9 protein-coding genes are annotated in these 15,341 nt (G+C 60.0%); 7 read left to right on the top strand and 2 right to left on the bottom strand.

Annotation, left to right across the window (positions count from 1 at the left end):
• Positions 1-56 precede the first annotated feature (56 nt).
• Complete coding sequence (locus tag IEW00_RS12775) at positions 57-3,743, bottom strand: SIR2 family protein (protein WP_188514793.1); 3,687 nt, start codon at positions 3,741-3,743, stop codon at positions 57-59.
• 754 nt (positions 3,744-4,497) lie between these two features.
• Between IEW00_RS12775 and IEW00_RS12780 the strand changes: the two genes are divergently transcribed.
• The 5 genes from IEW00_RS12780 to IEW00_RS12800 all read left to right on the top strand — a co-directional run bounded on the left by IEW00_RS12780 (position 4,498) and on the right by IEW00_RS12800 (position 11,453).
• The gene (locus IEW00_RS12780) at positions 4,498-5,415 is read left to right on the top strand and encodes an ArdC family protein (RefSeq protein ID WP_188514794.1); all 918 of its coding nucleotides are present in this window, start codon (positions 4,498-4,500) and stop codon (positions 5,413-5,415) included.
• Positions 5,412-6,185, top strand: coding sequence for a hypothetical protein (locus IEW00_RS12785; RefSeq protein WP_188514795.1), 774 nt, complete (start codon positions 5,412-5,414; stop codon positions 6,183-6,185). The genes IEW00_RS12780 and IEW00_RS12785 overlap by 4 nt, the downstream gene beginning before the upstream one ends.
• A gap of 451 nt (positions 6,186-6,636) precedes the next feature.
• Positions 6,637-7,608 carry an SOS response-associated peptidase gene (locus IEW00_RS12790; RefSeq protein ID WP_229737023.1) on the top strand — a complete coding sequence of 324 codons (972 nt, stop codon included), beginning with the start codon at positions 6,637-6,639 and terminating at the stop codon, positions 7,606-7,608.
• A complete protein-coding gene (locus tag IEW00_RS12795; RefSeq protein ID WP_188514937.1) occupies positions 7,605-8,099 on the top strand; it encodes a DUF427 domain-containing protein in 495 nt (164 codons plus the stop codon). Before IEW00_RS12790 ends, IEW00_RS12795 begins: the two co-directional genes overlap by 4 nt.
• Positions 8,100-9,638: 1,539 nt before the next feature.
• On the top strand, positions 9,639-11,453 hold the full coding sequence (locus IEW00_RS12800; RefSeq protein ID WP_268235830.1) for a bifunctional diguanylate cyclase/phosphodiesterase: 1,815 nt from the start codon (positions 9,639-9,641) through the stop codon (positions 11,451-11,453).
• Between the two features lie 118 nt (positions 11,454-11,571).
• Here IEW00_RS12800 and IEW00_RS12805 read toward each other — a convergent pair whose 3' ends face one another.
• Positions 11,572-12,108, bottom strand: coding sequence for a hypothetical protein (locus IEW00_RS12805; protein ID WP_188514797.1), 537 nt, complete (start codon positions 12,106-12,108; stop codon positions 11,572-11,574).
• Positions 12,109-12,720: 612 nt separating this feature from the next.
• Between IEW00_RS12805 and IEW00_RS12810 the strand changes: the two genes are divergently transcribed.
• Both IEW00_RS12810 and IEW00_RS12815 read left to right on the top strand, forming a co-directional pair.
• Positions 12,721-13,467: a response regulator gene (locus IEW00_RS12810; protein ID WP_188514798.1), complete on the top strand. Its 747-nt coding sequence runs from the start codon at positions 12,721-12,723 to the stop codon at positions 13,465-13,467.
• Positions 13,464-15,299 carry a sensor histidine kinase gene (locus tag IEW00_RS12815; RefSeq protein ID WP_188514799.1) on the top strand — a complete coding sequence of 612 codons (1,836 nt, stop codon included), beginning with the start codon at positions 13,464-13,466 and terminating at the stop codon, positions 15,297-15,299. Before IEW00_RS12810 ends, IEW00_RS12815 begins: the two co-directional genes overlap by 4 nt.
• Positions 15,300-15,341 lie beyond the last annotated feature (42 nt).

Below are 15,341 nucleotides of genomic sequence, written 5' to 3' on the forward strand. Positions count from 1 at the left end.
TGAGTACAGCGGCGAGTTTAGCGCAAAAACCCGACATTCATCAATCGGTCTCCCGCCTAGTTCGGCCTTTGTAACTGACGCATCCGCCAGAAGGCTGGGTCGGAAGCGATGGTCGGATCTGCTGCGAGAAGATCGCGAACTATGTCCCCAAGGTCGCTTGGCGGGGGCGCTTCTCGATCGATGACGGAAGCGATCAAGCGCAATGCAGTTCGCGGGTATGTCGCGATCGGAGCGTTGCTCTCGCACAGCTCCAGCCCATTGCGCAGATCATAAAATTTTGTAGGCCGGATGAGTCCCAGGACGGTATCGACGGCCTCTTCGAATGCCAGGCCCGCCAGCCCCGGAAGCTTTGCCAGATCGTCAGACACTTCTGTAGTTCGAGCCGCGACATCGTTTGGCCAATAGTCGGTCAGGAATCGCTTGATGACGTTTGTCCAGGTGGCGGCTCGCTCGGTCTCTTCGATTTCTCGCAAGATCGTGCAAATTTCCCATGCCATCGATGCCAACACACTGTTGGGCATTCGTGTCAGGGCATGGCGGCATTCGACCGGTGAAAGTTCGAAGCCATCTTCCATCCGAATGACTGCGAAGGCGGCGCTGACCACAGCGCCTGACAAACGCTCACGCGCCGCTCCGTCAGTTTTGTCGTGCTCAAGTGCTTGAAAAATTGACGGCTTCAAACGGTTGAACAGCGGTGAATACTGTGGGGCATTGGAAACCGAAACAACGCTCATAAGATCGATGGCCTCCTCCCCGCCCGCGTCGAGGATCGGAAATAGGTAGCGATCGACCCAGTCCGGTGCGAGCCAGTGAAGAAATGCCAGTTCTCGGATCAACGCGGCTCGTGCGATCAGGCCCGGGCGCCCGCCAAGTTTTGCGAGCGAATTGAATCGCGTGCGAAATCTCTTCGTGAGTCCGCCGCCTTCGGCGCGCGGCACATTGCTCTGCATCCGCACCAATGCGTTAGCGAGGATTGCAAGCGGGTGCGACAGGATAACATCGGACAGCTCATGAGGCTGTTCGTCCCGCTCGTCGATTTGGCTTGCCAGCGGTAACAATCGATCCCACAGGCGCAAAACGGTCGGGAAAACCCGTTTTCTTGGCGCGTCCGCCCGTCGCTCGATCAAATTAGCGAGCGTATATGCCATACTTATAATCGACGCATCGGGCCCTGTGATCACTGCGGAGATCACTTTCGCCAGATCGGGCAACGGCGGCGGGTTCGCGATGTGCTCCTGATAAGAATATTGGCTCAGCAGTGGTTGCCATCGATCGGCTTCGAAAAGGCCACGGCGTTGGTCCGCCAGCAGCGCTCGAAATGCTCTCTGCGGGTCGTCCCGCACAAGCACCTGCCATATGTCCGATTGACCGATCCGATCTGACTCTTCTGCACGCGCAGCGCTTGCGATTAGTTCTTCGTCGGAAACCTGCGCCAATACCCGTAAGTCTGCGGAATACCCTGATCCAGAATAGCTGGCGTTCACCAAGTCCGCCAAGATAGGAATTTTCGTAGGTAGACTGGGAAATACCTTGTGAAAACGGGTCAGTCGAGATCGCGCATTGGCGGAGAGACGTCCCTTTGCGGTTGTGATCCGCGACAGTTCTCGCACCGTGTAGTAAACACGTGTGCGCCTTCTAAGTCCGACATCAGTGAATTGCCGCACCGTTTCTGTTTTCATTCCGGCCAATATCGCAGTCTCGAGCCGGTCGCGAGTCCGCTGGTCGAGTCGGTTCCACCGCCGGCAATAGAAGCGAACCAGCTCAGGATTGTTGTCTCCAAACCAGTAGCGATCGCGCGTGGTAGATCTCAGGTAGCGCTCGATAGCTTCCGCCGGACCAGCATTTGATATCGTCGCGCTCCATGCGGCAATCCGCTTAAAGATCATCGCGTCGCGGCCCGCCCACCCGTCGGCAATACGAGCTGCCATGATCCGATCCCGCTTGGCCAGCCGACGCCACAGACCGGTCATTAAGCGAATGAGCGGTCCGAAGTGATCGTTATACTGATCAGGGGGATTTCGCCGCCAACCACGGCGATGCCAATCGTCTTGCTCAGAGAGATCGTCGTCCGGCTCTGGGGCGTGCACCAGCGCGATGTCCCACGATTGCAGGTCGCCATTGTGTGCAAGGAGACCTGCGTCGGAGGCGATCTCGAGTGCTTCCACCAGTGTTCGCTCCAGCGCCTCGATCAATCTCACCTCTGCCTGCGATGTCTTGGGCCACGCTTCCAGACGACGTTGCCAATCGCGCTCATCGGCTCGGAACTCGAAATGTCCCAAGTCGTGAATGTTTTGCGGAGGCCCCTTCGGCGTTTCCGGCTCTCGGAAGCTGATCTTCCTGCTGACTGTCAGGCGCGGCTTCACGGCAGCAACCATGTCGGCGACTTGTCTGGCGCTCACCGCGTCGGAATTTTGCCGTCTAGCAACGGGATTTGCAGCGGGCCGGAGCCGCGCTTCGACGAACATTGGCCAAAATGTAGCATAGGGTTCCGGGAGCGGGTCGTTCTGAAGACGTAAAAGGACGTCGATTGCATGCGCCACACGCATCGCGTCGCGGCCTTGTAAGGCTACCGCGTATCGTGCAGCACTCGACGAAGTGAGTCGATCCTTGAACCATGCACGATAGGACCAGTCGTCCAGCGGCTCGTTCTCGCTCCCGAGCGCCTCCAGCCACGCCGGGTCGGCGGCGTGGCATGCGACGACCGCAGTGCTCGATATCGCACTATTCAGATAGCGCAGCCGGTCACGCTCGGTATCCGAGCTGGCCGCATGCTCGGTGGCGGTGATCCCCCTGATCTTTTCCTCGGACCAGGTTAGCGGGTCGCGCACCATCTCGGCCCATTCGCGCAGCGTGCGATAGAGTGGAGAATAATCGTGATTCCGGACAGTGAAGATCAGCGGATGCAGCCCCTTTCCCCGCCACATCTCGCGCAACCCGCCCGCATCGTTTTTATCGTCGGCGACCAGCGCGTAGGCAGGCTTCAAATCGGGGAAGTTGAGCCGGCCCTCTTCGGTCGCCTCGAGCATATAACGCATTGGAGGATCGTCAGCGGAATAGCCGACCAGCACAAGCGTGTAGCGGCGCATGAGGTCATAGACCGTCCGCGAGGCCCAGCCGTTCCGCATATACGCTTCGCCGAAGTTCGGAGCGGTGAGGACAAGATCGGTCTGGCTGAGATTCAGCATCCGATCGGCGACGCGACCATGCAGATGAAGCACGCCGACAAACTCCGGCGAGCCGACGGCCGGCATGCCTTGGCCCGCACTGCTTGGAAGCCGCTGCTTAGTTTGACGGTACCAAGCCCTTTCAAAGATCGAGTCGAAGTTCGTCGTGACGATTCTTGGAATGCCGTCGCCGCCGCGCGAAATATCGAGCAAGTCGCGATGGGCGGCGAATGAAGCCCCGCGCTTGGGTTTCACTAGTTCCGCGATCGCGTGTCGGACTGCGTTGATGGGTTGCTGCCAATCGGTACCGCGATAGACCAGACGGCGCTCAAGAAGACCGATCAGACGATCATATTGACCCGCCGAGAGTGCCTCGACCTCGGCCTGAGTAGCAAGGCTGTCCGGCTTCCCGGGGATGGCCTGGCCGAGGCGTTCATAGGCGAGTTCCGCCAGACGCCCGAACAACGGTAGCCCCGCAGCCACGGACACGCCCGCCCCGATCACGAACATCAAGTTGCCGTTCCGCTGCTCACTCAGAAGCGAAATTGGAATATCGGGACCGTCCGGGACGAACAACATCTGGACATATATGCAGCATTTTGACCGCAGTGATCCAGTGCATTCTTAATCTTCGTTCGCCAGGTCGCCTCAGAGCGCGCATCACAACCAGGCATATGGAGAAAAGTGATAGTCATGGATCGATGTCATTTCAGTGTTGCCGGTTTTCAGCCTGACATCTCGGGAATCTGCTAGGCCCTTCCCAATGATTTGCGGACGCGCCAAGTCGACGGTTAAATGGCAGCGTATAGCGAATTTCGGCGTTCGCAAGCTGACCGCTATCGGGGCGCTTTTCTGACTGTCCAATTAGGTCAACGCCATCGGCTGCTTGCGGCCAAACCTGCCGTGCCTAAATGCCGATGTGAACGGCCGGCTCTGGGTCGGCTGCCGCCCGATAATCCGAGAAAATAGACCAATAAGCACTGCTTTGCGGTCCCCTTCGGGCCAGGCTCTAGGCGTTCGCCCGTAATCCGGTTGCATCGGTTTACGCCCATGCGGGTGACGATCCCTGACCGGTCCAGGGCAGGGCTGCTCCCTGCCCCATGATGATCGCCGGCAATGCCGGCGCAGCTTTTCCTTGATTGCGAGTGGGGAGGAAGGGCTCTGCCTCTCCCTCCCCCGCAAGTCCTGCCTTGGGGCCGAGGCTCGCCTTTGGCTGCGCCCGCACCACCCCCGGCGGCAGAACTTGCCCCCCTCCCTCTCCGCCCCTCGCCGGGTCGGCAGGGGTCATGCGCGGCGCATGACCCGCTGCGCGGATCAGGAAGGAGAAAACATCATGACCAAGACCACCACCATCGATCCCCATAGCCGGATCACAGACCGCATCATCGCCGAACTGGAGCAGGGCATCCGACCGTGGGCCAAACCATGGAGCATGGACAAGCTCGCCGGGCGCGTGACCCGCCCCTTGCGGGCGACCGGCGAACCCTATCGCGGGATAAACGTCCTGCTGCTGTGGCTGGAGGGCATCGCCTCCGGCTATACCAGCCCTACATGGATGACCTACCGGCAGGCGCAGGCTCTGGGTGCCCAAGTGCGTAAAGGCGAGAAAGGCGCGCCGATTGTCTATTACGGCAGCGGCAGCAAAACCCGCACCGATGAGCAGAGCGGCGAAAAGCGCGAGGAAGGCTTCCGCTTCCTGAAATCCTACACCGTGTTCAACGCGGAGCAGATCGAAGGCTTGCCCGAGCGCTTTGCTACCACCGAGGCCCCTGCCCCCGTGCTTCCCGGTATCGAGCGCGATGCACGCGCCGAGGCATTTTTTGCCAGTGTCCCGGCAGAGGTACGCCATGGCGGCGATCGTGCCTGCTACATGATCGGCGACGACCGCATCCAGCTTCCGCCCTTTGAAGCATTCGAGGACAGCCACAGCTACTACACCACGCGCGGTCATGAGACAGTGCACTGGACGCGCCATCCCACCCGCCTTGATCGTTCCTTCGGTCGCAAATCATGGGGCGACGAAGGCTATGCTCGTGAGGAGCTGGTAGCCGAGATCGGAGCCGCATTCCTTGCGGCCGACCTTGGGCTGGCACTGGAACCGCGCGCCGACCACGCCAGCTACATCGCCAGCTGGCTGCAGGTTCTCAGGAACGACAAACGCGCCATCGTGCAGGCCGCAGCCCATGCCGAGCGTGCCGTGGCCTATCTCCACCATCTGGCAACCCCTGCCGACATGCAGGAGGCGGCATGATGGACAGCCTTGCAACGCAGATCGTGGAGCGCGGCCTTGCCGCCTCCACCTTCCTTCTGGACATCAACCGCAGCCTCGCTGTGCCGCGTGACTTCCCCCTGCCCTATCCATGGAATCTCCCCTCCCGGCTGTTTCAGTTTCCGGTCGAGGTCAGTGCAGCCGAAGGCGACGGCACCCGCCGTATCGGGCTGCTGCACCCGCTGCTGGCCGCTCATCCCTTTGTGCGGCATGTAGAAGCCACCTTAGGCCTCACGCTGGACGCTCACGGCGCACCCCATGCCTGTGGCGTCAGCAAAGCCCGCACCGGCCAATGGTGGCATGCTGTGGATCTTGTCAGTGCCGGGCAGTGGCGTGCCTTGCTCGATACCCGGGAGTACACCACAGCAGAGGACATTGCCCGCGCCGTGGCTTACGGCCTCACCTATTCCCGGCATGACGGAAAACCCACCGGCTACCTCACTACGCTGGAGGCCCGCGCCATCATGGCCGCGATCGACGCTCCCGAGCCTGCCAGCCGACGCGGGATGCTGGCATTCAGTACCCCGCGTGCCTGCAAGGCCGACACAGGCACAGTCCACTGGCCAGTCAACCACCCTGCCCTTCCCGCCAACGAAGGCGCATGGGCATTGATCCATGGCATCGAATACGGATGGTTTGCCAATGATCGTTCCGGCTTCCTGCACTGGACCGAGCTGGGCCGCGAGCGTTACGCCGCCGGAGACGCTGACATATTCACCACCGCCACCGGTCAGGGCGCATTCGCGTTCTGACCGGGCACAGCCCCGATAAATGGAGGCCGCTCCCTCAGGGAGCGACCAGCGTCATTGCCCACCCTCAGCCGCCCTTGGGCGGGGCTGCACAATGCGGTCGGTGCATGACAGGTTTTGCAAACATGTGGTCAGGCGAAAGGGATGTTCGTTTCCCTGCCTGGGCAATGATTAACCACTGCATGGCATCGGAGAGACGCAGGACAGCCGCAGATCGCAAACGCTGCCATGTGCGGCCCCCCTGCCAACGCAACCCGCTGGCGACGGATCGACCACGAAGCCCGTCGGCAACTTATGTGCTTTCGCGGCATCAGCTACTCGGCAGGGCATTTGCCGCTCATCTCGCGATATCGGCTAGCCCGAATCATTGCGTCTATGTTCCCATTCTGTTCTATTGCCGGGATGCCATCCGTTTGCCCTTATGCGACCGTCTAAGCGGCTCGCCCGCCTAGCCTTGCGAACGCTGGAGGACGCGCTTGCTCAAGCACAGTGCGGCCCTGTTGATCGAAGCTGGGGCCAGCAGTTCGCGCTTAGCTGGCTGCATCAATCGGGGGTAGCTGAGTCGTGGCAGTGCGCCGCTTTCTGGAATGCGCTAACTGATGAATGCGAATGGGCGTTCACTCCAGAGCAGGGACAGCAGCTCCGCATAACCAGCCTGATAGGGTTTCTCGACACGTGGCATTTCAAGCTGGGGATCGATCGCCCTTGCCTCCAAACACGCGGCAGGTGGGCAAGGCGTTATGCTGCCGACATTGACAGCGGCAGCGGCACTCCCCAGCATCCATGCATGTGCAACAGATACCAACCGGGCGAACGAACCCGAATTGAGGATCATTTCAGCGCCAAGCGGTTGCGGGAGTACAACGAAGGACCGCCCACGGTTCATCCGAAGGAACCCGGCTGGATCGTGCGCTTGGCCGATGGTGAAATGGTGCTGGAACAGATGACATGGGGGTTTCCCGTCGTGCTACGCGGCAAGCAAGGGCAGCCCCTCAAGCCCAAGCCCGTCAACAATGCCCGCTTTGACAAGCTGGGAGCGTTTTGGAAGCGGTGGGCTGTCCAGCCGGGCAATCGCTGCCTCATACCCACATCGCGCTATGCTGAGGCAGTCGGAACGCCAGGCAAGATGACAGAGACATGGCTGTCACTGAAGGAAGAACCGCTTTTTGCGTGGGCAGGGTTATGGCGGTCGTCCGACGAATGGGGCGACTGTTACACCGGCGTGATGACGGACAACGCGCCGGAGTTGGCGCATATTCACGACCGGTCGCCAGTCGTGCTGTTGCCCGAGCAATGGCAAACTTGGCTTACCGCATCGCTGGATGATCTATACCAGTTCGACAGGCCGTTTCCTGCCGATGCCATGCAAATCAAGGCTACGTCCGACCTTTGGGCGCGGCCAAAAATGAAGGGCAACGAACAATGAGGCCAAGACGCGATCCCGTATCGTCGGGCCAGCGCAGCGTTTGGGATTTTCCACGACCAGCGGTTGCCGAACCATGTCATGCGCATGTCAGAATTGAGCATCGCGGTATCGTCATCGCTGAAACGCGCGCCAGCATCTGTACGTTCGAAACCAGCCATCCCCCGAGCTATTACATCCCGCCGGATGCGATTGCCCCCGGGGTACTTCGGCGCGCCTCTGGCAGCTCATTTTGCGAATGGAAGGGCGCAGCAACTTACTGGGATGTTGTGGTGGGTGAGGAGGTGTTGCCCCGTGTTGGCTGGAGCTATCCCAGCCCTACGGCAAGTTTTGCAGCATTGCGCGATCACGTCGCATTCTATGCAGGACCGTTTGACCATTGCACCGTGGACGGTGAAACAGTCGTGCCTCAGCCGGGGGCATTTTACGGCGGGTGGATCACTTCTGCCTACGCCGGTCCGTTCAAAGGTGGGCCGGGCAGTATGGGTTGGTGAGCAATTCTGGTCAGGCATCAGCGTTAGCTTAGCGATCTTGTTTCCGGTGGCGCGTTGCGACCGCATCTCGCATCACCTCACGGGCTTTAGCAATTAGGTTGCTCAGCCGGGCAGTCGAGCTGGCTAGACGGGTCACCGAAAGATTCCACTGCCAACACTGCTGTTCATCGCCAATTATTGCTCTGTGATAACTTTTTTCCCTACATTGCAACAATTTGCTACTCTTCAGCGCCCGAAAATTCATGTAAAGAATCGGTGAGGGAACAGGCAGGCTGGGGTGGCAAGCGGCCTAATGATCTGAATTGATTCAGATCGGTTGAATGTAGAGATCCGCTTTTCAGCGGCCTCGAAATTCAACCTCGGCGCGTGATGGCAAGCACTCCTACGCGTCAAAGTTCTGTACCCGGCGCTATGGTTCCAATGCGACCCAGAGTCATAGCACCGGGTGCAGTTCCGTGCCTCTTTGGGTGCATCACAGGCGCCCTGATCCCCGATCCCCGACGACCGGCCAGATAAGAAGCTGCGCGGCAAGGCAGGTAAACCGCCGCCAGCTTCGTCAGACAGCTAGGCGTTCGCCAACAATAGCCCGTGCTGGTTGTCGTCGCTGGGGGCCGGTCCCGTCACAACGCCCTTGATGGCAAGACCGGCGATAAGCGCGCACATGCCAGAGCCAACTATGACCTCTGCAACCGCAGGATCGCGGCGAGCGTCACCGGCTGCAACGTCTTTGCGCCCTAGCTCAACCATTGGGGCGAACGGCGAATGCTCGGCAGTGAATTTGATATGGCTCGTTGGCGTGCGTACGAACGGCAGGATCGCCTTAATCGCCGTGTGGTTCTGCGCCTAGGTGAACGCCAGGTTTGCCTGCCTGCCTGGGCAATGATTGGCCACTGCATGGCATCGCGGAGATCCCAGATATTCGCCGATCGTAACAGGCGAATTAAGCGACGATCCTGAAGAATGAAGCCATACTGGTAGGATAAGAAAATCATCGACAACAATAGCGTATTTTGGCATAGTAACGGCACGGTCTGAGATCGGCGTTTTGATACGCAGGGAACTGAACGTGGGAATGAATATCGCGGATATGTATTCAGGTTTGTTATCAAATACATACACTTAACTTAATCATACCACCTCTTCCGCCACCATTGTCATAATCATTGGCATTTTGTGCCAGTCCGACCGCTCCGGGTTGCGTTATTAATGCAATTGAGCTCGACTTGCTCGGTCCGGTTTCCAGGCATCTGCGACACACCGCCGATCTTCGCAACCATCACCAAGAAGGCTGCCCACCGCCTCACGGTCGCGGTCAGTCGGGGCGGTTTGCGGCGTTAACCCGGCTTGTTCTGACGAGCCGCTGCGATCATGCACATGAGATTGCGATATCGTGCTTGCTGAAACTTCGCAGAGCTTAACCAAAACTTATGCGGAAGCCCTCATATAATAGCATGGTCGCAGGAGATAACCGTGCCATCGAAACGTTTTGCGCAGCAGGCCCACGTCGTCGAGATTCTCGCCGACGCAATCTCTGCGCACGTGTGTGATGCGGACCATGCGATCGACAAGATTTTGTCAGGCATGGGCAGCCTGAGCGACGTGGACCGCGCCTATGTGTTCCAGTGCCGGCCAGGCGACATTGTGGACAACACCCATGAATGGTGCAGCGAGGGCACGGCCCCGATGATCGATGTCCTGCAGAACATGCCGATGGATATCATAGCCCCTTGGCGGGAAGGCTTTGAACGCGGCGAGCCGCTGCATGTGCCATCGATCGATGCATTTGACCTTTCCCCTGATCTGCGTGAACTGATGGCGATGCAGGGGATCAAAGGCATCTTGCTCGTGCCCTTGCAATGGGATGGTTCGATTGTTGGTTTTGTCGGGTTTGATCAGGTCGGCGTGGCACGTCCGTTTTCAGCCGAGATCCTCCGTATTTTGATCGCGGTCGCAGGAGCCGTAGGAACAATTCTGGCCCGTGCCGCAGCCAACCGTGAAATCACTCGCACCAAGACCGAATTGGAAGAGGCAGTCCGGCAGCTGCGCCATCTGGTGATGCATGACGACCTGACCGGCGCGCCCAATCGGCGAGCCTTCCACCTTGCGATCAACGTCGCTTTGGAAAACGGCGAGCGGCACCAGACCGAAACCAGCGTTGCCATGATCGACCTGGCACGCTTCAAAAGCGTTAACGAGAAATACGGGCATACCGAAGGGGACCGGCTGTTGAGCCAGATCGTCCAGCGCTGGGCGGTGGTCAGCAAAAGCGGGGTAGACATCTACCGGATCGGCGGCGATGAATTTGCAGTTGTGCTGAATGACCGCGACGCGGAAAGCGCGATGCACGATGTCATCGACCGAATGCGGCTGGCGCTGTTGGAGCCCTTCATCCTGGGCGATCAGAATACGCGGATCGACATGAGCGCCGGGCTGACGGTTGCGCCGCGTGATGGAACGAGCGCTGAGGTGCTGGCTGCAAATGCGGATCTTGCGGTCTTGACCTCGAAGGTCGAAAAAGGTCGGACGTGCGCCTATAGCCCAGACCTGCGCAAGCTCGCGCTGCAACGCCATGAGACCGCGCAGGATTTGCTCGCAGCCAGCCCCGACAAGGATTTTGTCGTCGTATACCAGCCGATCGTCGACCTCCACACTGGCGCGATCGTCAAGGTCGAGGTCCTGCTGCGATGGCAACATCCGACACGCGGTTTGCTCAATCCCGATGATTTTATTGATGTCCTGTGCGGCCTCGATCAATCACGCAAAGTCGGTCGCTGGGTACTGGAAACCGCATGCCGGCAGGTTGCCGAATGGAACCGCCGGTTTTCGCTGGATCTGGTCGTTGCGGTGAATGCATTTCCACTGCAGGTGGCGACCTACGACTTCGTTCTGGAGGTTCAAAGCGCTCTATACCATAGCAAGCTACCTGTTCGTTGCCTCGAGATCGAAGTCACCGAGAATATCACCATGCAAGACGGGTCGCTGAACTTGAAGGTCTTGAAGCAGCTGTCAGATATGTCTGTGGCCATTTCACTAGATGATTTCGGCACCGGTTTTGCGAGCCTGAACAGCGTGCTGCAGATTGATGTCCAGACCCTCAAGATCGATCGCAGCTTCGCTTTCGGACTTCATCCGGGCGATCCCCGGATCGAGGTGTTGAAGGCGATGCGGCACATGACAAAGGGGTTGGGAATCCGCTCGGTCGTCGAAGGTATCGAAGATGAGATCGTGGCAGGCATCGTGCGCGACATCGGCTTTGATTTCGGCCAGGGCTATTATTGGAGCCGCGCGATTGATCCTGAATCATTTGCCGTGTTGCTTGCGCAGGACCATGCATCGGCAATGAAATACGGCTGAGCCTGACCGTGGTTCGACCGGCGTGGAGGCAAGTTGGCGTGGGGACAAGTTGGCCTGCGGCCCGTCCGGCCTGGCGCGCCAGTCGTCTGGCATGCACACAGCCGGACGGGACACATCATCAAGGACAGCCGGCGGGCTGCACTTCGCGTTGAGCCACTCCGCCCAGCGCGCCACCGAGCGCAGCACCTGCGCGGCTGGCCTTGCCCGAACGACCGCCCATCAGGCCGCCCAAGCGCGCACCAGCCGAAGCACCGGCCTGGCTGGCACCAGCGGCAGAACAGTCCACCGTTGATGCGGGCGCTTGCCCAGCGGCACCATGATCGGATGACGAGGCCGTTGCCGAACCCGAAACCGAACCTCCAGGAATGGGTGCGCCGTCGCGGTCGACCCGGCCAAAAATCACGAAATAGGCTGGCGTGTATTCAAGCCCTTCCGGCAGAGCTTCCTGGCGTGGTCGCTGCTGCTTGCCGGTGGTGGTGTAGGATGTCTGATAGATCGCATTGTAATCAGGAAAGCCCTTCGCGGCATCCTTGCGGGTCAGGTTGCCGTAGTTTGATATGCAATACAGGCCCCAATCGTCAATCTCCCCTTCCCCGCACGCAGCATCGCCCTTGAGCCGGATGGTCGGCGGGTTGGCAGCTAGGCTGGTGCACATGTTGCCGTTGGCGGTGAGGGTGAAATAGCCAGCCGGGCAACGGTCGAGGGGATTGGCTTTCTGAACCGACCCAGCGGTTGCGGTTACGGTTTTCTTTTCGCCCGGAAGGCACCAGCCAGCACTTCTGAAATAGCCATCGGCACATTCGCGGCCCCCTGGATAGTATGTCGGCTTCGCATTGCGGCCCGGATAGCATGTGTCAGTCCGCGGCCCGCCGGGCTTCACGACATCCGACCAGCCGGGCGCACAATTGCCTTTTTTCGGCTGGGGCGACATTGATCCCTGGGCCTGTGCTGGCGCGTTCGAAGCACAGCACAGTCCAGCGATAGCCAGAGACCCGAAAAATCCGTTCAATTTCATTTAGATAAACTCCGATAATCGTCCCGCATCGATGGCCCCTAGGGTCCACGTCACAAACCCGCCGATGCCTGCCGATTTGCCGAGCCAGTCTGATCATCGATAAGGTCCTGCAGCACATCCCGTAAAAGCGGGAGGCAGGGTCGGGAATTAGCGGGTACCGGTATTCGGTGCTGCCTGGGATAGGGCACGGTCGGGCAAGGTGAAATTGAAGATTGGATGCGCTGTTCGGGCTCGCTAAGAGGACTCAACGATATGGACGACAGCACAGACACCGGACCGGCGGCCCCGTCGTCATCTATGCGCATCCAGGACCCGTGCCGCATCTTCATCGTCGAGGATGATGCGGTCCTGCGGGCAAGCCTGATCGAGAGAATCAGGCGCGAGCCCGACATGCTGATCGTCGGCGAGGCCGACTGCCTGTCCGCCGCAAAGGCTGCGCTGCGGGGAGCGGCTGCGGGTGTGGATATCGTGCTCGTCGATCTGGGCCTGCCCGATGGCTCGGGGCTCGACCTGATAGCTCTTATTCATCAGAGCAAGGCAGCCGCCAAAGTGCTGGTGTTCACCGTGTTCGGCGATCGCAAGACCATCAGCGATGCGCTGGCCGTTGGCGCGGATGGGTTTATCCTCAAGGACAGTGGCCCTGCCGAACTGGCCACCGCCATTCGTGCCGCGCGTGATGGCGGAGTTCCGATCAGCCCCAAGGCCGCCGCGCAGCTTCTGCGCGCCTTCCGCAACACTTCAACGGCTAAATCCACAGACCAGCCAGCCCTGCCCGGAATCACGCCTGACGACTACGGGCTGACCGCACGCGAGCGTGAAACGCTCGAAACGCTGGCACGCGGCTTCACCCAGCGCGAAGCCGCCGAAATCCTAGGCGTCTCACCGCACACGATCGTCTCACACGTCAAGGCTATCTACCAGAAGATGGCGGTCAACTCACGCTCCGAGGCGGTGTTCGAGGCGATCCACAGCGGCCTGATCAAGATGGAGGGGCGATGACGCTCGCTGCAGCGGCGACGACCGGGTCCGCCCGTGCGCGCGCAATCCGTCTCGTCATATGGGTCGTGGCGGTTCAGGCGATCTTCTGGGGTGTCGCACTGCTTGTACGACCTCCGGGGATCGATCCGGTGTTTGAACGCCACCGGGTCGCGAACATCATGCTGATGGGTTCGGATGGCCAGCTGCGCGAAGCTATCGGACACCCCAACTACAATTTGGGGGAAAGTGGCGAAGCGCGTTTTGTCGGCTCGGTCGAACTGGACCGGCCCGAATCCGGGTTGGTGGTGTTCGCATCACGCTATAGTCGCTTCGCCAACCTGACCGTGAATGGCCGCGCTGTTCCCATGGCGGACGCTCCAGGATGGCGCAGCGGCTCGTTCGGCGGCAAATGGGTGGTACCGGCCGGACTGCTGCGCGCCGGGCGCAACACATTGGAAGTCGATGTAAAGCGCGAATGCTGCCGCGCCTATCTGGCAAGCCTCATCGCTGCTCCGCCGGGGGCAATCGACGTGGCTATCCGCCAATGGCGGCTTCAGCGGTTGCTGCCCGCGATCGGCCTGCTGGTGCTGGGGATTTTCGGCGCTGGTTCATGTCTGCTGGCTGCAGGCAACTCAGCCTATCGCCAGCAGGCTTATGCAGCGGCGCTGGCCTTTACCGGGATGGCCCTGGGCGGATTGTGGCAGATCGACATCCTGACCCCTTCGAGCGAACCACTCTATATTTCAGTCGGGGAGTTGACCCTGCTTGCTACATTTGCCGGGCTGGTAGCACTGGTGGACCGGTGGTTTCCGGGCGGACCACGCCACGATCGGGCGTTGGTTGTGCTTTCGTTGGGGTTCTTCATCCTGATCGCGAGCGCGGCCTTTACGACCGATGGGATGCAGGGCCAGATTCGCAACCTGCTCGACATCGCGATGGTGTCGCTCGCCAATGTCGCCATCATCGCCAGCGTCCTGCGCGGTCTGAAGACCGATCGTCAGCTCTGGACACCCGATGCAGCGGTGGTGCTGCTGGTGCCCTCAATCAGCTTGGCGGACCTAATAGATAGCCTGCAAGTCAATCCCCTGAACCTGAACATTGCGCCGCTGGGTGTGCTTGCACTTGCCGTTCTGCTGCTGCTGGGCATCATTCGGCGGGGTCGGATGCTGTCGCGGCGTCTCGAGGACGCCAACGCCCTGCTTGATGCGCGCATTGCCGCTAAGCAGGCCGAATTGGAAGCGACAGCCGAACTGCTGCGTCAGCGCGAGGCCGAAGCCGCCGTTCAGGGCGAACGCAGCCGGATCATGCGCGATATGCACGACGGGATGGGCGGACAATTGCTGTCGGTGCTGATGCTCTCGCGCGACGAAAACAGCCCAAGGCAAATGATAATTCGCACTGTGGAACAGGCGATCGACGATCTGCGGCTGCTGATCGACAGTCTCGATTCAGTGGGCGACACGATGGACATTGCGCTCGGCCAGTTCCGCGAGCGCGCGGAAACCAAGCTGCGCGCGGCCGGAATGCGGCTAGCGTGGTCGAACATGCTCGATGGCCAATCGATCATGCTGCCCCCCGGCACCATCTTGGCGGTGTACCGGATCATGCAGGAAGCGATCAACAATGCTGTGCGCCATTCGGGTGGTCAGGTCGTGTCACTTGCCATTTCCCCCCATAACGATGGCGGCTTCGAGATCAGCATTGCCGATGACGGTCAGCCTGGTGCGGCGATGTGGAAACGCGGACGGGGGCTGTCCAACATGGAGACACGGGCTCAAGCGATCGGCGGTACTCTCGTCATCGAAACAGGGACCAAGGGTACGCTGGTCATATTGCGTATTCCGGGTGCCTGATCCTGTCGGAATACCCGCCGGTCGGGCGAAGAAGCGCTGGCT

Source organism: Blastomonas aquatica (assembly GCF_014639875.1).
GTDB lineage: Bacteria > Pseudomonadota > Alphaproteobacteria > Sphingomonadales > Sphingomonadaceae > Blastomonas > Blastomonas aquatica.